The following is an 18,509-nucleotide window of genomic DNA, read 5'->3' as shown; positions in this document are numbered from 1 at the left end:
CGGGAACGGGGCGGACGTCACGCCGGCCGGATGCGGCACGGCGGCACGACACGCCGGACGGGGCGGCGGGATCTCAGGGCGAGGTGTCACCGAGGGCCAGTTGGACGAGGGCGTCGACGTCCATGGCGCCGATGGCTTCGGCGTCGGCGCCGTCCTGTGGCGGTGTGCCTGCCGCGCGGTCCACGGTTTCGGCCAGGGCGAGCACCTTCGTGAGCAGACCGCTCTGCTGCCAGGTGGCGTAGGGGATGGCCGCGAGGAGGTCACGGAGGCGGGCCTCGTCCGGCTCCGCCGCTGCCGGGCGCGGACCGCCGGCCGAGGTGGATTCCGCGAAGAGTTCGTCATGGAGGTGATCGGCGAGGTCACGCGGGGTCGGGTGGTCGAAGACGAGGGACGGCGGCAGCCGCAGGCCCGTCTCGGTGCTCAGCGCGTTACGGAGTTCGACCGCGGTGAGGGAGTCGAACCCGACGTCCCTGAAGGGCCGGTCGACGTGGACGGCACGGTCGGCCGACCGGCCGAGGACCAGTGTCGCCCGTTCCTGTACGAGCTCACGCAGGGCCCGGCGCCGTTCCGTCTCGGGCCGGCCTGCCAGGCGCCGCACCAGGCGGTCACGCGCGCTCTCGGCCGCACGGGCCGACGGGCCGTCCGTCCCGCTCCTTGGCGTGCCTTCGCTTCCGGCGGAGCTGCGGGTGCGGAGGGTGGTCAGCAGCGGGCTGGGCCGACGGCCGGTGAACGCGGGAGCGAACCGCTCCCACTCCACGTCCGCGACCACCACGGTGCCGTCCCCCGCAGCCAGCGCACGCCCCAGACCCCTCAGGGCCCGGGCCGGCTCCATCACCCGCAGCCCACGACGCTCCAACTCCCGCGCACCCACACTCGACACCATCCCCCCGCCCGACCACGGGCCCCAGGCCACCGACAGACCCGCCTCGCCCCGCGCACGACGCGCTTCCACCACCGCGTCAGCGCACGCGTTCGCCGCCGCGTACACCCCCTGCCGTCCGCTGCCCCACACACCGGCGATGGACGAGAACACCACGAACGCCTCCAGCCCCCACCCTCGCGTCAGCTCGTCCAGGTACAGGGCACCCCGGGCCTTCGCGGACCACACGTCGGCCAGGTGGGCGTCGTCGACATCGTCGATGGGCATGGTGTCGGGCACACCGGCGACGTGGAAGACGGCGTCGACCCGGTGCCGTGCGAGCAACGCGGCGACCGCGTCGCGGTCGGCCACGTCACATCGTTCGAGATGCACCTGTTCCGCTCCGGCGGCACGTATCTCCTCCACCAGACGACCGGCGTTCGGGGAGTCCGGGCCGCGCCGGCTGGTGAGCACGATCTCGCGCGCACCCCGCTCGGCGAGCCAGCGGGCCAGGTGTCCGCCGAGGGCTCCGGTGCCGCCGGTGACAAGCACGCGCTGCGGCGGCTTCCAGCCGGTCGCGGCACTCCGGGCGGCCGGATGCTCCCGCAGGCGACGCGCGAAGGCACCGTTGGCTCTCAGGGCGAGCTGGTCCTCGTCCGGAGAGGTGATCGCCGCGGCGAGCAGGCCGGCTGTCCGCGCGTCGGTCGTCGGCGGCAGGTCGATCAGTCCGCCCCATCGGTCGGGGAATTCCAGGGCCGCCACCCGGCCGAACCCCCAGACGGCGGCCTGTTCGGGGCTCACCGGGGCCTCCGCGGGCGACCCGGTGGTCACGGCTCCCGTGGTGACACACCACACGGGACTCGTCGTCCCGATGTCGCCGAGCGCCTGAACGGCCGTGAGGGCCTCGGCCAACGAGCCGGGAAGAACGACCACTCCGGCGACGGCGGTACCGCGGACCGCCGTGACGAGCGCGCGGGCCAGGGAGACCCGGTCGCTGTTCGCGGGGACGGCGAAGGGCAGACAGCCGGGCAGTGCCTCGGTGACGGTGCCGAGCCCCGCCGATCCGCTCTCCGGGTGAAGCACCAGCCATCGCCCTGTCCCGACGGCCGCCGAGGGCAGACCGACCGGCTCCCAGGTGACGCGGTATCGCCAGCCGTCCTCCTCGGCGCGCAGAGCCCGCTCGCGCCGCTGGGCGGCGAGACCCGACACGATCTCCTCGACGACCTCCGCACCGATGCCGAGAGACTCCGCCAGTTCGAGGGAGTCCGCGGGGTCCGTCATGTCCCAGAAGTCGGCACCACCGAGGTTCCCGCTGCCCTCGGCCTGCTCCGTCGTCCGCGCCCGCTTCGTCTGCGGCCAGAAGCGCTCGTGCCGGAAGGCGTAGGTCGGGAGTTCCACCCCTGCCGTGTCGCGGGAGCCGATGACCGACGCCCAGTCGACCGCCATGCCCGTCGTGTGACCGGCGGCGACCCCCTCCAGGACGGTGTCCACCTCGTCGCGGTGCTTGCGCAGGGTGGGGACGAACAGCAGCCCGTCGGTGTCCGGCAGGCAGTGGGAGGCCAGCGCGGTGAGGGTGGCGTCGGGGCCGAGTTCGACGAACCGGGTGACGCCTTGCTCCGCGAGGGTGGCGATCCCGTCGGCGAACCGGACGGCCTCACGGACGTGACGGACCCAGTACTCGGCGGTGCCCAACTCGCCGTCCGCCGCGAGCTTTCCGGTGACGTTGGAGACGACCGGGATCGAGGGAGTGGCGTAGGTGACGCCTTCGGCGACCCGACGGAAGTCCGCCAGCATCGGCTCCATCAGCGGCGAGTGGAAAGCATGCGAGACGCCGAGACGGGACGTACGGCGGCCCCGCGCCTGGAGTGCCTCGGCGACATCGCATACGGACGCCTCAGCACCCGCGATCACCACGGCCCGGGGACCGTTGACCGCCGCCACCGACACCCCACGACGGCCCTCCAGCAACGGAAGGACCTCGTCCTCGGCAGCCTCCACCGCCACCATCACCCCGCCCGACGGAAGTCGCCGCATCAGCCGCCCCCGCGCCACCACCAGCGTGCAGGCATCCTCCAACGACAACACACCCGCCACATGCGCGGCCGCGATCTCACCGACGGAATGCCCGGCTACGAAGTCCGCACGCACCCCGAACGATTCGAGCAGCCGAAACAGCGCCACCTCCACCGCGAACAACGCCGGCTGCGTCCACTCCGTACGCCCCAACCGCTCAGCCTCATCACCGAAGACGACACCCCTCAGCTCCACACCGACATGGGCGCACACCGCATCGAACACCTCAGCGAACACCGGGAACGCCTCATACAACTCCCGCCCCATACCCGCACGCTGCGCACCCTGACCCGAGAACAAGAACGCCGTACGGCCCTGGCCGACAGTGCCGACCGTGACGTGGGGAACGGTCCGGTCCTCGGTGAGTGCCTGAAGCCCTGCCGTGAGTGCGTCACGGTCACGGCCCCGGATCACGGCGCGGTTCGTGAAGGCGGTGCGACGGGTCGCGAGCGCGGCGGCCACGGCGCCGGGATCGATCTCCGGGGTGGTCTGGACGTATGCGAGCAGGCGGGCGGCCTGAGCGCGAAGGGCGTCGGGGCCCTCGCCCGAGACGATCCAGGGGGTCATCGGCAGGGCGTCGGCCTCGGCCGGTCGACCGGTCGGCTCTTGGGGGGCCTGTTCGAGGATGACGTGGGCGTTGGTGCCGCTGAAGCCGAAGGAGGAAACTCCCGCCCGACGGGGCCGGTCGACGGACGGCCACTCCTGACAATCGGTAAGAAGCCTTACCTTGCCCGTCGTCCAGTCCACCCGGGAGGACGGCTGGTCCACGTGCAGCGTCGCCGGCAGCACACCACGCCGCAACGCCTCCACCATCTTGATCACACCGGCCACACCCGCCGCCGCCTGCGTATGACCCAGATTCGACTTCACCGACCCCACCCACAAAGGGTGTTCACGATCCTGCCCGTAGGTCGCCAGCAGCGCCTGCGCCTCGATCGGATCACCCAGCCTGGTACCCGTACCATGCGCCTCCACCACATCGACATCAGCCGCCGACAGGCCCGCACTCGCCAACGCCGCACGAATCACCCGCTGCTGCGACGGACCGTTCGGCGCCGTCAACCCGTTCGACGCACCGTCCTGATTGACCGCCGACCCACGCACCACCGCCAACACCCGGTGGCCCCTGGCCTGGGCGTCCGAGAGCCGCTCCACCAGCAGCACACCGACACCCTCACCCCACCCCGTACCGTCCGCACCCTCCGCGAACGCCTTGCACCGGCCATCTCCCGCCAGACCACCCTGACGGCCGAACTCCACGAACGCGCCCGGCGTCGACATCACCGTCACACCGGCGACCAGGGCCATCGCGCACTCGCCCGAGTTCAGGGAGCGCATCGCCCAGTGCAGGGCGACGAGCGAGGAGGAGCAGGCCGTGTCCACGGTCACCGCCGGGCCTTCCAGGCCCAGGACGTAGGCCAGACGACCGGCCATGACGCTGGCCGCGTTGCCGGTGCCGATGTATCCGCCGAAGTCACCCTCCGCCATACTCAACAGGGTTGGGTAATCCTGGCCGTTGGTGCCCGTGAACACGCCCACCCGGGTGCCGCGCAGCGACCGCGGGTCGATGCCCGCCCGCTCCACCGCCTCCCACGACGTCTCCAGCAGCAACCGCTGCTGCGGATCCATCGCCAGTGCCTCACGCGGGGAGACGCCGAAGAACTCCGCGTCGAATCCGGCGACATCGTCGAGGAAGCCGCCCAGGCGGACGTAGTCGGGGTCCGGGCTGCCGGGCATGTCCACTTCGGACCAGCCGCGGTCGGCGGGGAACGCTCCGATGGTGTCCTCACCGCGCAGGAGTACGTCCCAGAGCTGTTCGGGGCTCTCCACACCGCCGGGGAAGCGGCAGCCCGTCCCGACGATGACGATCGGGTCGTCGGGCGGTGGGGTGCTGCCGCCGTGCGGCGCCGGGGAGGGCGAGGGGACGTTCTCCTCCACCCGCGGGCTGAGCGCGGTCAGCAGGTGGTCCACGACCGCTCGGGGCGTGGGGCAGTCGAAGGCCAGGGTGGCCGGCAGCGGCAGACCGGTCCGCCGGCTGAGGGTGTTGCGCAGTTCCAGGGAGGTCAGGGAGTCCAGCCCCAGCTGGGTGAACGGCAGGTCGAGGCCGATCGGCGTGCCCGGCGTGTGCCCGAGCACGGTGGCCAGGGTGCCGCGCACGAGATCGGTCACGGCGTCGCGGCGCCTCGGTTCCGGCAGGTGCGCGTAGCCCTTGGATGCCGGGGCTCCGGGACCGGGCGCGGCTGCCGTACGCAGGGCCGGCGGGCCCGCCAGGGAGCGGAGCAGGGGCGGGAGCCGGTCTCCGGCGCGACGCAGGACGGTACGGTCCACGCGCAGCGGGACGGGGGTGCCGCCGGTATGGGCCAGGGCCCGGTCGAAGAGGGCGAGGGCGTCCTCGCTGGACAGGGCGGTGATGCCGTTGCGCGCGGCCCTGTGGTGGGTGGTGTCGGCCAGAGCCCGGGTCATGGCGCTGTCGGCCTCCCACAGTCCCCAGGCGATGGACAGCACGGGGCGGCCCTCGGCGCGCAGGGCGGAGGCGAGGCCGTCGAGGAAGCTGTTCGCGGCCACGTAGTTGCCCTGGCCGGGGCCCGCCAGGGTGGCGGCGGCCGAGGAGAACATCACGAACGCCGACAGCGGGTGGTTCTTGGTGAGTTCGCGCAGGTTGCACGCGGCGTCGACCTTGGGGCGCAGCACGGTGGAGAGCCGGGCCGGGGTGAGGGAGGTGATGACGCCGTCGTCGAGGACGCCGGCGGCGTGGATCACGGCGCCGAGCGGGTGGTCCTCCGGGATCGCGCGGATGACTTCGGCCAGGGCGTCGCGGTCGGCGGCGTCACAGCGCACGACGGTGGTCCGGGCTCCGTGGGCGGCCAGTTCGGCGATCAGCTCGGCGGCTCCGGGAGCGTCCGTTCCGCGGCGCGTCACCAGCAGGAGGTGCCGGACTCCGTGGCGGGCGACGAGATGGCGGACCGTGGCCGCGCCGACGGTTCCGGTGCCGCCGGTGACGAGGACGGTGCGGTCCGGGTCGAAGGTCATGGCGGCATCACCGGTGGGCGGTGCGGTCTGCGCGCGCGCGTGGGCCGGTGTCTGCGGCGGGCCGTCCACCCGGGTGAGGGAGGGAACGAGGACGCGGCCCTCGCGGAGTGCGAGGTCGTCCTCGTCGAGGCGGGCGGCGAGGGAGATCTCGTCGTGGGAGGGGGTGGCGTCGGTGTCGAGGAGCAGGAAGCGGCCCGGGTTCTCGGACTGGGCCGACTTGACGAGCCCGCGGACCGCGGCGGCCGCGAGGTCGGTGACGGCCTCGTCGCCGGTCACGGCCACCGCCCGCCGGGTGACGACGAGCAGGCGCGACCGCGCCGCGCGGGGATCGGTCAGCCAGCGCTGGAGCAGGGCCAGCGCGTGCGCGGTGGACGTGTGCACGTCGAGTGCTGTGACGGCGTGGGAGTCGGCGTCGGCGTGGGGGTCGGCCGGGTCCCATGGGACGGCGACCAGTTCGCCGTACGGGGTGTCGGAGACGTCTTCGAGTATGGCGTCGGGGCCGGTGAGGACGGTCGTCGAGGACGGTTCCGGCAGGGACGCGGGCCCGGCGGGGGCCCAGGTGACGGTGTAGAGGTCAGCGGCGCGGCCCAGGGCACCCGCCGGAAGGTGGTCCACGAGGTGGTGGGGGGTGACCGAGACGGCCCGCGCGGTCAGTACGGGAGCGCCGCTGCCGTCCAGCAGCCGGAGCGCTGCCCCGGTGCCGGACGTCGGAGCGATGTGGACGCGGACCGACGTGGCGGCGCGTGCGTGCAGGGTGAGGCCTGACCAGGTGAGCAGCCGGGGGGCGGGATGGCCGAGCGCGGTGAGCGCGACCATCGCGCCGTCCAGGAGGGCGGGGTGTACGGCGAACCGCGCGGCGTCCGCCTCCTGGTTGTCGTCGAGAGCGACCTCGGCGTGGATCTCGTCGCCCAGGCGCCAGACGGCCTTGAGGGAGCGCGGAGCCGGATGCTTGCCGTCCGTCGCGTCGAGGGCGTCGTACAGTTCCTCGGGGTCGACCGGAATCGCGCCGGGGGGCGGCCAGGCCTCCTCCGCCTCGGCGGCACCGGTGGCCGGCTCGTCGTTCCGGGCACGGATCAGCGTGCCGTGGGCATGCCGCGTCCAGGGCCGGAGTTCGTCGGTCCGGTCGGCGTCGGTGTCGCCGTCGGTGTCGGTGTCGAGGGGCCGCGCGTAGAGCGCGAAGCTCCAGAGATCCTCGCCGTCGCCCGCCTCGGTGACGGTCTGCACTTCGGTCTCGCCGTCGGCCGGGAGCGGCAACGGCACGTCGATGTGCAACTCGTCGAGGCGGTGGGCACCGAGGGCACGCCCCGCGTGCAGGGCGAGGTCGGTGAGGACGGATCCTGGTACGAGGCTGCCGCCGCCGGTGGCGAGGTCGGCGAGCCACGGCTGGACGCGCCGGGAGATGCGGCCGGTCGCCATGACGGTGGTCGAGTCGGCGAGGTCGGTGCCGGTGGACAGCAGGGGGTGGCCGCCACCGGGGCCCCGGTGATCGGCCACCGGGTCGAGCCAGTAACGGTGTCGCTCGAAGGCGTAGGTGGGCAGTTCGACGAGCCGGTGGGGTCCAGGCAGCAGGGCGTTCCAGTCGACGGTCAGTCCCGTCGTGTGCAGGGAGGCGAGCGCGGAGACGGCGGCGTTTGCCTCGTCGTGGTCTTTGCGGAGCGTGGGGACGAACAACAGCTCGTCGGTGTCCGGCAGGCAGTTCTGGGCCAATGCGCTCAGGGTGCTGTCCGGACCCACCTCCACGAAGCGGGTGACGCCTTCCGCCGCGAGGGTGGCGATCCCGTCGGCGAACCGGACCGCCTCACGGACATGACGGACCCAGTACTCAGCGGTGCCCAACTCGCCGTCCGCCGCGAGCTTTCCGGTGACGTTGGAGACGACCGGGACCGAGGGAGTGGCGTAGGTGACGCCTTCGGCGACCCGACGGAAGTCCGCCAGCATCGGCTCCATCAGCGGCGAGTGGAAAGCATGCGAGACCCGCAGACGAGACGTACGGCGGCCCCGCGCCTGGAGTGCCTCGGCGACATCGCATACGGACGCCTCCGCGCCCGCGATCACCACGGCCCGAGGACCGTTGACCGCCGCCACCGACACCCCACGACGGCCCTCCAGCAACGGAAGGACCTCGTCCTCGGCAGCCTCCACCGCCACCATCACCCCGCCCGACGGAAGTCGCCGCATCAGCCGCCCCCGCGCCACCACCAGCGTGCAGGCATCCTCCAACGACAACACACCCGCCACATGCGCGGCCGCGATCTCACCGACGGAATGCCCGGCTACGAAGTCCGCACGCACCCCGAACGATTCGAGCAGCCGAAACAGCGCCACCTCCACCGCGAACAACGCCGGCTGCGTCCACTCCGTACGCCCCAACCGCCCCCCGTCCTCACCGAAGACGACATCCCTCAGCTCCACACCGACATGGGCACACACCGCATCGAACACCTCAGCGAACACCGGGAACGCCTCATACAACACCCGCCCCATACCCGCACGCTGCGCACCCTGACCCGAGAACAGGAAGGCGACCTTGCCGCCGCGGCGTGCGGTACCGGTCACCGTGTCCGCAGCGGATTCGCCGGTGCTGAGGCCACGCAGACCGGCGAGGAGGGCATCCCTGCCGGTACCGAGCACGACGGCGCGGTGCTCGAAGTGAGTGCGTGCGGTGGCCAGGGTGTGGGCGACGGCCGGGTCGTCCGTGTCGGGGTGGGTTCGGAGGTGGTCAAGGAGGGCGTGGGCCTGCGCCTTGAGGGACTCGGTGGTGCGCGCGGAGATGATCCACGGCAGCACCGGCGACATCCGGTCCGCGGACCGGCCGCTGGCCGTGTCGCCGTCCGCCGCGGTGGCGATGGCGCCGTCCGGCACGGCGGGCGGGGCCTCCTCCAGGATGACGTGGGCGTTGGTGCCCGAGACGCCGAACGCGGACACGCCGCTACGGCGCGGCCGTTCGGCCCGTGGCCAGGCGACCGGTTCGGTGAGCAGGCGTACGTCGCCCTCCGTCCAGTCGACCCTGGTGGTGGGGGTGTCGACGTGCAGGGTGCGCGGCAGACGCTCGTGGCGCAGGGCCTGGATCATCTTGATGACGCCGCCGACGCCGGCCGCGGCCTGGGTGTGGCCGATGTTCGACTTGAGGGAGCCCAGCCACAGGGGCCGGTCCGCGGGGCGGTTCTGGCCGTAGGTGGCGAGCAGGGCCTGTGCCTCGATGGGGTCGCCCAGGGTGGTGCCGGTGCCGTGTGCCTCGACGGCGTCGACGTCGGCCGGAGTGAGGTCGGCGGAGGCCAGCGCCGCGCGGATGACGCGTTGCTGTGCTGGGCCGTTGGGGGCGGTGAGGCCGCTGCTCGCGCCGTCCTGGTTGACGGCCGAGCCGCGGATGAGGGCGAGCACCTGGTGGCCGTTGCGGCGGGCGTCGGAGAGCCGCTCGAGCAGGACCAGGCCGGCGCCTTCGCCCCAGCCGGTGCCGTCGGTCGCGTCGGCGAAGGACTTGCAGCGCCCGTCCGGCGCGAGCCCGCGCTGCCGGCTGAACTCCAGGAAGGTGACGGGGGTGGACATGACGGCGACGCCGCCGGCCAGGGCGAGGTCGCATTCCTCCGCCCGCAGGGCCTGCACGGCCAGGTGCAGGGCGACGAGCGAGGACGAGCAGGCGGTGTCGACGGTCAGGGCCGGGCCCTCGAAGCCGAACGTGTAGGAGATGCGGCCGGAGGCGATGCTGGCCGCGCTGCCGTTGCCGAGGTGGCCCTCGACCCCGGCGGGCGGCTCGGGGAAGCGGGTGGCGTAGTCGTTGTACATGACGCCTGCGAACACCCCGGTGGCGCTGCCGCGCAGGCCCGACGGACGCAGACCGGCGCGTTCGAGTGCCTCCCAGGTCAGTTCGAGCAGCAGCCGCTGTTGCGGGTCGGTGGCCAGCGCCTCGCGGGGGGACATGCCGAAGAAGGCCGGGTCGAAGTCGGCTGCGTCGTGCAGGAATCCCCCTTCCCGCGTGTAGCAGGTCCCGGGATGGGCGGGGTCGGGGTGGTAGAGGGCGTCCAGGTCCCAGCCCCGGTCGTCGGGGAAGCGGGAGATGCCGTCCGTGCCGGTGTCGACGAGGTGCCACAGGTCTTCGGGCGTGCGTACTCCGCCGGGGTAGCGGCAGCTCATGGAGACCACGGCGATGGGTTCCGTTGCCTTGGCCTCGACCTGGCGCAGCCGGGCGCGGGTGCGCCGCAGGTCACTGGAGACTCGGGTCAGGAAGTCGCGAAGCCTGTCGTCGCTCACGGAGCTCACGGATCGGTCTCCCTTCGGCGGCGGGCGCGGCGGCTCGCCGGTGGGGCACGGGCCATCGGTGTCGGCCCCGGCACCATGGGTGCCGGGGCCGGTGAGGGCGGGCGCGGAAGCCGGTTCCCTCGGGGCGGACGGCCCTGGCGCTCCCGGTGCCCGGCCGTCCTCCAGGGCGATTATGGGGACGGCCCGGGGCGGTTCCGGAGTCCTGACCGGGGGCTCTAAGAGAACTTCTAGCGTTGCCAGGTGGTTTCGTTGCCTGGGCGGGTCGTCCTGGCCAAGCGGACCGCGCAGGCCCCGACCGTTGCGGCCCGACCGCGCGGGCTCCGACCACCACAGACCCACCGCGCGGGCCTGGCCGCTGGAGGCACGACCACACGAGGCCGGCCGTTGCGGCCCGGCCGCGCGAGGCCCGACCCGTGGGCGAGGCACCCGACCGTGCCGGACCCCGCCCACCGGTTCACACACCGCGCCCCGCGCCCCCGCAGCTCACAGGCGGCCGGTCGTCTCCAGCGCTCCGGCCGGCAGCGGCGGCAGCAGACCCAGCTCCGCGGAGCGGTCCAGCAGGGCGCGGACGGCGTGCAGGCCGTCCTGGCCGAGGTCGACGGTGAACTCGTTGACGTACAGGTCGATGTGCTGGTCGACGACCTCCGGCCGCATCTCCTGGGCATGCCGCAGGACGTAGCCGCGGGAGGCGGTGGGGCTGTGCCGGGCGGCGCGGAGCGAGGCCCGTACGGTGTCGGCGACCCGGTGCAGCAGGGGCTCGCCGAGGGAGCGGCGGGCGACGATGGCACCGAGGGGGATCGGCAGGCTCGTCCGCTTCTCCCATTCCTCGCCCAGGTCAGCCACGCGGTGCAGGCCGTAGCGGTCGTAGGTGAAGCGGGCCTCGTGGATGACCAGGCCGGCGTCGACACGGCCGTCGCGGACAGCCGGCATGATCTCGTGGAACGGCAGGACGGTGATGTCCCCGACGCCGCCCGGTACGGCTTCGGCGGCCCACAGCCGGAACAGCAGGCAGGCCGTGGAACTGGTGCTGGGGACGGCGATCCGCGCACCGGCCAGCGCGGCGGGTTCCGCGGGTCCGGCGGACAGGACGAGCGGGCCGCAGCCGTGTCCGAGGGCGCCGCCGCACGGCAGCAGGGCGTAGTCCTCCAGGACGTGCGGCAGGGTCGCGTAGGAGATCTTCAGTACGTCCAGTTCGCCGCGTGCGGCCATGCCGTTGGTGACGTCGATGTCGGCGAAGGTGAGCCGCACCTCCGGGGCGTCCGGGAGCAGCCCCTCCGTCCAGGCGTGGAAGACGAACGTGTCGTTGGGGCACGGGGAGTGCGCCAGGGTCAGCGGTGACGTCATGGGCGGTGGCTTCCTTGTCTGCCGTTCGGCCGGGGATGTGCCGGGCGGCACGGGCCGTCGCCCTCAGCAAACCCGTCGCGGGTATGGGGTTTTCCCCAGACTGCCCTCCGTCAGGATGGGAGGGCCCCACTCGGCGCGTGTCGACGCCCCGTCGTCCGGCCGGGGCCCGTGGCGTTCGGCTCCTCGGCCGGTCCGCGGGCTCCGGCCGGACGGCTTCGGCACAGCCGCCGGATGGCGCGGCTGCGATCGTCCCGCCCGCCCGTCCCTGGGCGGGACGACCGGTCCACGGACCGCGGGGGTTCGTTCCGGTCCGGGGCCGCAGACGAGCAACGTGCCGCGCGTGCTCGGACCCACTACGTGTGCCACGAGGCACTGACCGAGGAGGTATCCCGGCCATGGACGCTGGGCTCAAGCGCGAGCTGGAGGAGAAGGTTCTCTCCGGTGAGCGGCTGTCCCGCCAGGACGGCATCGCGTTGTACGAGTCGGACGACCTGGCCTGGCTGGGCGGTCTGGCGCACGAGGTGCGCACGCGGAAGAACGGTGACGTCGTGCACTTCAACGTCAACCGTCACCTCAACATGACCAACGTGTGCACCGCGTCCTGCGCGTACTGCTCCTTCCAGCGCAAGCCGGGCGAGGCGGACGCGTACACGATGCGGATCGAGGAGGCCGTCCGGCTGGCGAAGGCGATGGAGAACGAGCACCTCTCCGAGCTGCACATCGTCAACGGGCTGCACCCGAACCTGCCGTGGCGCTACTACCCGCGGTCGCTGAGCGAGCTGAAGAAGGCCCTGCCGGACGTCTCCCTGAAGGCGTTCACGGCGACGGAGATCCACCACTTCGAGACCATCTCGGGCCTGTCGGCGTCGGAGATCCTCGACGAGCTGATCGACGCGGGCCTGGAGTCCTTGACCGGCGGCGGGGCGGAGATCTTCGACTGGGAGGTCCGGCAGCACATCGTCGACCACCGCACCCACTGGGAGGACTGGTCGCGCATCCACCGGCTGGCGCACGAGAAGGGTCTGAAGACCCCGTGCACCATGCTGTACGGCCACATCGAGGAGCCCCGCCACCGTGTGGACCACGTGCTGCGGCTGCGTGAGCTCCAGGACGAGACCGGCGGCTTCCAGGTCTTCATCCCGCTGCGCTACCAGCACGACTTCGTCGACGTGAAGGACGGCAAGGTCCGCAACCGGCTCCAGGCGCGCACCCAGATGGCGACCGGCGCGGAGGCACTGAAGACCTTCGCGGTGTCGCGGCTGCTGTTCGACAACGTGCCGCACGTCAAGGTGTTCTGGGTCATGCACGGGCTCCAGACCGCCCAACTGGCCCTCCAGCACGGCGCGGACGACATGGACGGGTCGGTCGTCGAGTACAAGATCACGCACGACGCCGACAACTACGGCACGCCGAACAAGCTGACCCGCGAGGACCTGCTCGACCTCATCCGCGACGCCGGCTTCCGGCCGGTGGAGCGGAACACGCGTTACGAGATCATCCGCGAGTACGACGGGCCCGACCCGGCGCGCCGGGAGTCGCCGCAGCCGATGCGGGTCTGATCCGGCGCCCGTGACCCCACCCCTCCCGCGCCCCCGCAACCCCCGACGACTCCGCCAGGCAGGTGTGAATGTCCCCCCAGACGACGAACAACGAGGACCTGGAAGTCTGGATCGACCAGGACCTGTGCACCGGTGACGGCATCTGCGCCCAGTACGCGCCCGAGGTGTTCGAACTGGACATCGACGGGCTGGCCTACGTGAAGAGCGAGCAGGACGAACTGCTCCAGGAGCCCGGCGCGACGACCAGGATCCCGCTGGACGTGCTCACCGACGTGGTCGACTCCGCCAGGGAGTGCCCCGGCGAGTGCATCCACGTCCGCCGCGTCGCCGACGGTGTCGAGATCCACGGCCCCGACGCCGTCGACGCCTGACAGCCCGTCACCCCCTCGAACGGCGAGGCGACCGGACCGGTCTCCCGTGGGCCGGAAGCCTCGCCCCCTCCTCTCCGCACCCCGCGACACCGCGTTCGATGCCCATCCGCGTGGAGCGGGCACGTCGACACACGGGAAGGACATCCACGTCCCATGAGCACCGCCCCCTCCGACGACCTGTGGATCCGCAGGTTCCGGCCCTCTCCCGACGCGGCCGACCGTCTGGTGTGCTTTCCGCACGCCGGCGGGTCGGCCAGTTTCTACGTGCCCGTCGCCGCCGCGCTGAGCCCCGGTGTCGACGTCCTGGCGATCCAGTACCCCGGACGCCAGGACCGCCGCGGCGAACCGGGACCCAGCTCCGTCGCCGAACTCGCGGACGGGATCACGGCCGCCCTGGCCGGCTGGGACGACCGACCGCTGACGTTCTTCGGGCACAGCATGGGAGCCCTGGTGGCGTTCGAGACGGCCCGGCGCATGGAGCGGGCCGGCAACGGCCCGGTCCGCCTGTTCGCGTCGGGCCGCCGGGCCCCCTCCCGCACCCGTGACGAGCACGTGCACACCCTCGACGACGACGGACTGGTCGCCGAACTGCGCCGCCTGGCCGGCACCGACGCCCAGGTCCTCCAGGACGAGGAACTGCTGCGCATGGTGCTGCCCGCCATCCGCGGCGACTACCGGGCCGTGGAGACCTACCGCTGCGAGCCCGGCGCCCGGGTGCGCTGCCCCGTCACCGTGCTGACCGGCGACGCGGATCCCCGCACGTCGCTGGAGGAGGCCCGCGCCTGGAACGAGCACACCGACGCCGACTGCGACCTCCATGTCTTCTCCGGCGGCCACTTCTTCCTGTCGGAACGGCCCGCCGAGGTGCTGACCGTGCTGACCGGGCACTTCACCGCCACCTGCGCCACCGGCCGGGTCTGACCCCGCGCCCCACCCTGCCTTCTCCGCCACCCCTCGACCCGTTCCGGGAGTTGTGCACCATGACCGAGCAACTCGCGCCCGTGGCACCGGCGTCGACGCCGACCCCCGTCCGCCGGCGCCGGCCCCGGGTGGGGCACATCCAGTTCCTCAACTGCCTTCCGCTGTTCTGGGGGCTGGCCCGTACCGGCACCCTCCTCGACATGGAGCTGCGCACCGACACCCCGGACGGCCTCAACGACGCGCTGGCCGCGGGCGACCTCGACATCGGGCCGATCAGCCTGCTGGAGTTCCTGCGGCACGCGGACGATCTGGTGGCCCTGCCGGACATCGCGGTGGGCAGCGACGGCGACGTGATGTCCTGCCTGATCGTCAGCAAGGTGCCGCTGGAGGATCTGGACGGTCAGCCCGTCGCGCTCGGCTCCACCAGCCGCACCTCCGTCCGGCTGGCGCGGCTGCTGCTGGCCGAGCGCGTCGGGGTGCGTCCCGACTACTACGTGTGTCCGCCCGACCTGCGCACCATGATGTCCGAGGCGAAGGCGGCCGTGGTCATCGGTGACGCGGCGCTGCGCGCGGCCCTGCACGTGGCGCCGAGGACGGGACTGCGCGTGCACGACCTGGGCCGGATGTGGAAGGACTGGACGGGTCTGCCCTTCGTGTTCGCTCTCTTCGCCGCGCGCCGCGACTTCCTGGCCCGGGAACCGGAGCTGGTGCGCCGGGTCCACGCCGACCTGCTCGCCTCGCGCGACCTGTCGTTGGCCGAGGTGTCCAAGGTGTGCGAACAGGCCTCCCAGTGGGAGGAGTTCGACGCCGCGACGCTGGAGCGCTACTACACCACGGCCCTCGACTTCAGCCTCGGCGAGGCGCAGTTGGCCGGCATCGCCGAGTTCGCCCGCCGGGTCGGCGGTGAGGAGGGCTTCCCGCCCGACGTCGAAGTCCAATTGCTCGCACCCGTTGCTCCCTGATCCCGTCCCCGACCACACCACCGGAAAGGCCGGCACCGTGTCCCGACCTGCGCACCACCCTCTCCAGTCTGTGCTCGACCGTGCCGCCGACGGCGGGCGGATCACCCCCGAGGAGGCGCTCGACCTCTACCGCGACGCCCCGCTGCACGCGCTGGGCGCCGCCGCCGACGCCGTACGCCGCCGCCGGTACGCGGGCACCGAGCACATCGCCACGTACATCATCGAGCGGAACATCAACTACACCAACGTGTGCGTCACGGCGTGCAAGTTCTGCGCCTTCTACGCCCCGCCGAAGGACACCGCCAAGGGCTGGACCCGTGACCTGGACGACATCCTGCGCCGGTGCGCGGAGACCGTCGAACTCGGCGGCACCCAGATCATGTTCCAGGGCGGACACCACCCGGACTACGGCGTCGAGTACTACGAGAAGCACTTCTCCGCCATCAAGCAGGCCTTCCCGCAGCTGGTCATCCACAGCCTGGGGGCGAGCGAGGTCGAGCACATGGCCCGGATCTCCAAGGTCGGTGTGGAGGAGGCCGTCCAGCGCATCCACGCCGCCGGACTCGACTCCTTCGCCGGCGCCGGCGCGGAACTCCTGCCGGCCCGGCCCCGCAAGGCCATCGCGCCGCTGAAGGAGTCCGGCGAGCGCTGGCTGGAGATCATGGAGATCGCGCACAACCTGGGCGTGGAGTCCACCTCCACGATGCTGATGGGCACCGGCGAGACCAACGCCGAGCGCATCGAGCACCTGCGGATGATCCGTGACGTGCAGGACCGCACCGGCGGGTTCCGCGCCTTCATCCCGTACACCTACCAGCCGGAGAACAACCACCTCAAGGGCCGTACGCAGGCCACGCTCTTCGAGTACCTGCGGATGATCGCCGTCGCGCGGCTGTTCATGGACAACATCGCCCACATCCAGGGCTCCTGGCTGACCACCGGCAAGGAGGTCGGCCAACTGTCCCTGCACTACGGCGCCGACGACCTCGGCTCGATCATGCTGGAGGAGAACGTCGTCTCCTCCGCCGGCGCCAGGCACCGCTCCGACCTGATGGAGCTGATCACGCTCATCCGGGCCGCCGGACGGGTTCCGGCGCAGCGCTCCACGACGTACGAGCACCTAGTGGTGCACGACGACCCGGCGAAGGACCCCGTCGACGAGCGGATCGTCTCGCACGTGTCCTCCACGGCGATCGCGGGCGGCACCGCACACCCGGAACTGAAGCTGATCACCGCCACCTGAGACCCGGGCCCCCTCACCCCCACCCCTGCGTACAAGGACGGAGAAGCCCATGGCGGGCGCCATACACGCCGCGGGTCTGGTGAAGACCTTCGGCGATGTCCGGGCCGTCGACGGAGTCGACCTGGACGTACCGGAAGGCAGCGTGCTGGGGCTGCTGGGCCCCAACGGAGCGGGCAAGACCACCATGGTGCGGCTGCTCACCACGCTGCTGCGCCCCGACGCGGGCACCGCGACCGTGGCCGGTCACGACGTGGTCCGCGACCCGGACTCGGTGCGGCTCTCGATCGGCCTGTCGGGCCAGTTCGCGGCGGTCGACGACCGGCTCACCGGCCGCGAGAACCTCCGCATGATCGGCGAGCTGTACGGACTGCGCTCCCGCACGGCCCGGCGGCGCGCCGACGAACTGCTCGACCGGTTCGATCTGGCCGGCGTGGCCGACCGGGTGTCGAGCACCTACTCCGGCGGGCTGCGGCGCCGGCTGGACCTGGCCGGGGCGCTGGTGGTGAGACCCACGGTGATGTTCCTGGACGAGCCGTCGGTCGGGCTGGACCCCACGAGCCGGCTGATGCTGTGGGACGCCATCGAGGACCTGGTGCGGCAGGGCACCACACTGCTGCTCACCACGCAGTACCTGGAGGAGGCCGACCGGCTCGCCCAGGACCTCGCGGTGGTCGACCACGGGCGGATCATCGCCCGGGGGACCCCGCACGATCTCAAGGCCCAGGCCGGCGGCCGGCGCATCGAGCTGGTCGTGTCCTGGCCCGAGCAACTCGAGGCCGCCGCAGGGCTGCTGGCCCGGCTCGCCGGCCGCGTCCCGGACGTCGACCGGCCCCGGTCGACGGTGTCCGCGCCGGCCGACGGCGGCGTGCGGCTGCTGGCGGAGGTGGTCGCCGCGCTGGACGCCGAGGGCATCGAGATCACCGACATCGGGCTGCGCCGCCCCACCCTGGACGAGGTCTTCATGGCCCTGACCGGGACGGTCCCCGGGGACACCGGGCGGACGGCGGTGGGCGTCGGCGCGTCGAGCGAGAAGGAGTGGTGAACGTGTCGGCAGTGGCACCGGTCGTACCCGAGCTCCCACCCGGTACGGCCGCCAAGGCCGTACGCGACGTCCTGGTGGTGACGCGGCGCAACCTGACCCGGATGGTGCGGATCCCGGAGGTGCTGATCCTCAGTCTGGTGCAGCCCGTGGTGTTCGTGCTGCTGTTCGCCTACCTCTTCGCCGGGTCCTTCAGCCTGCCAGGCGCAGAGGGCCCGGCGGCCTACCGGGAGTTCATGATGGCCGGGTTCTTCGCCCAGACCATCGCGTTCGCCACCGCCAGCAACAGCAGCGTCAGCATGGCCACCGACGTGCACAGCGGCATGGTGGACCGGTTCCGGTCGCTGCCGATGGCGCGCGGCGCGCTGCTGACCGGGCGGACGGTCGCGGACCTGGTGCAGAACACCGTCGTGATCATGGTGATGGTCCTGTGCGCGCTGCTGGTCGGCTGGCGTATCCACCACGGGCTGCCGCGGGCGCTCGCGGCGTTCGCGCTGCTGCTGCTCATGGGGTACGCGCTGTCATGGGTGGGCGTCGTCATCGGACTGTCGGTGCGCGCCCCCGAGGCTGCGGCCACCAGCAACTTCCTGTGGCTGTTCCCGCTGACGTTCCTGTCCAACGCGTTCGTGGCGCCGTCCACGCTGCCGACGGTGCTGCGCTGGGCCGCCGAGTGGAATCCGCTGAGCGCGACCGTGCAGGCGGCCCGGCAGCTGTTCGGCAGTCCGGGGCTGGCCGCCACCGGAGCGTGGCCCGCGCAGCACCCGGTGCTGGTCTCGGTGACCTGGTCGGTGGTCATCGCGGTGGCCTGCCGGGCGCTGGCGATCCGCCGCTACCGTGCGGCCGGTTCCTGA

At 72.4% G+C, this 18,509-nt stretch carries 8 protein-coding genes and 1 pseudogene; 7 read left to right on the top strand and 2 right to left on the bottom strand.

Annotated features, from left to right (window positions below; genetic code table 11):
- Nucleotides 1-73 precede the first annotated feature (73 nt).
- Together QQS16_RS38940 and QQS16_RS38935 are read right to left on the bottom strand one after the other, a co-directional pair.
- Nucleotides 74-10,168: pseudogene (locus QQS16_RS38940) on the bottom strand (type I polyketide synthase); the annotation flags it as partial.
- Nucleotides 10,169-10,702: 534 nt separating this feature from the next.
- The gene (locus QQS16_RS38935) at nucleotides 10,703-11,563 is read right to left on the bottom strand and encodes a 1,4-dihydroxy-6-naphtoate synthase (protein ID WP_286067314.1); all 861 of its coding nucleotides are present in this window, start codon (nucleotides 11,561-11,563) and stop codon (nucleotides 10,703-10,705) included.
- Between the two features lie 395 nt (nucleotides 11,564-11,958).
- Here QQS16_RS38935 and mqnE point away from each other — a divergent pair, with 395 nt between their 5' ends.
- The 7 genes from mqnE to QQS16_RS38900 all read left to right on the top strand — a co-directional run bounded on the left by mqnE (nucleotide 11,959) and on the right by QQS16_RS38900 (nucleotide 18,509).
- The gene (gene mqnE, locus QQS16_RS38930) at nucleotides 11,959-13,122 is read left to right on the top strand and encodes an aminofutalosine synthase MqnE (protein WP_286067313.1); all 1,164 of its coding nucleotides are present in this window, start codon (nucleotides 11,959-11,961) and stop codon (nucleotides 13,120-13,122) included.
- Nucleotides 13,123-13,190: 68 nt separating this feature from the next.
- Entirely contained in the window at nucleotides 13,191-13,493 is a 303-nt protein-coding gene (locus QQS16_RS38925) for a ferredoxin (protein WP_286067312.1), read from the top strand.
- 153 nt (nucleotides 13,494-13,646) lie between these two features.
- Entirely contained in the window at nucleotides 13,647-14,414 is a 768-nt protein-coding gene (locus tag QQS16_RS38920; protein ID WP_286067311.1) for a thioesterase II family protein, read from the top strand.
- 59 nt (nucleotides 14,415-14,473) lie between these two features.
- Nucleotides 14,474-15,376, top strand: a complete 903-nt coding sequence (locus QQS16_RS38915) for a menaquinone biosynthetic enzyme MqnA/MqnD family protein (RefSeq protein ID WP_286067310.1) — start codon at nucleotides 14,474-14,476, stop codon at nucleotides 15,374-15,376.
- 37 nt (nucleotides 15,377-15,413) lie between these two features.
- Entirely contained in the window at nucleotides 15,414-16,619 is a 1,206-nt protein-coding gene (mqnC, locus tag QQS16_RS38910; RefSeq protein WP_286067309.1) for a cyclic dehypoxanthinyl futalosine synthase, read from the top strand.
- 49 nt (nucleotides 16,620-16,668) lie between these two features.
- Nucleotides 16,669-17,661 carry an ATP-binding cassette domain-containing protein gene (locus QQS16_RS38905; protein WP_286067308.1) on the top strand — a complete coding sequence of 331 codons (993 nt, stop codon included), beginning with the start codon at nucleotides 16,669-16,671 and terminating at the stop codon, nucleotides 17,659-17,661.
- Complete coding sequence (locus tag QQS16_RS38900) at nucleotides 17,658-18,509, top strand: ABC transporter permease (protein WP_286067307.1); 852 nt, start codon at nucleotides 17,658-17,660, stop codon at nucleotides 18,507-18,509. Before QQS16_RS38905 ends, QQS16_RS38900 begins: the two co-directional genes overlap by 4 nt.

The organism is Streptomyces sp. ALI-76-A (genome assembly GCF_030287445.1).
GTDB lineage: Bacteria > Actinomycetota > Actinomycetes > Streptomycetales > Streptomycetaceae > Streptomyces.
The sequence above is the reverse complement of the archived record's forward strand: the minus strand, read 5'-3'. Positions and strand labels throughout refer to the sequence as shown.

Bases quoted from the DNA above. Each gene is read 5' to 3' on its own strand.
- QQS16_RS38915 (WP_286067310.1), top strand. From the start codon at position 14,474: ATGACCGAGCAACTCGCGCCCGTGGCACCGGCGTCGACGCCGACCCCC.
- QQS16_RS38905 (WP_286067308.1), top strand. From the start codon at position 16,669: ATGGCGGGCGCCATACACGCCGCGGGTCTGGTGAAGACCTTCGGCGAT.
- QQS16_RS38935 (WP_286067314.1), bottom strand. From the start codon at position 11,563: ATGACGTCACCGCTGACCCTGGCGCACTCCCCGTGCCCCAACGACACG.
- mqnE (WP_286067313.1), top strand. From the start codon at position 11,959: ATGGACGCTGGGCTCAAGCGCGAGCTGGAGGAGAAGGTTCTCTCCGGT.
- QQS16_RS38925 (WP_286067312.1), top strand. From the start codon at position 13,191: ATGTCCCCCCAGACGACGAACAACGAGGACCTGGAAGTCTGGATCGAC.
- QQS16_RS38920 (WP_286067311.1), top strand. From the start codon at position 13,647: ATGAGCACCGCCCCCTCCGACGACCTGTGGATCCGCAGGTTCCGGCCC.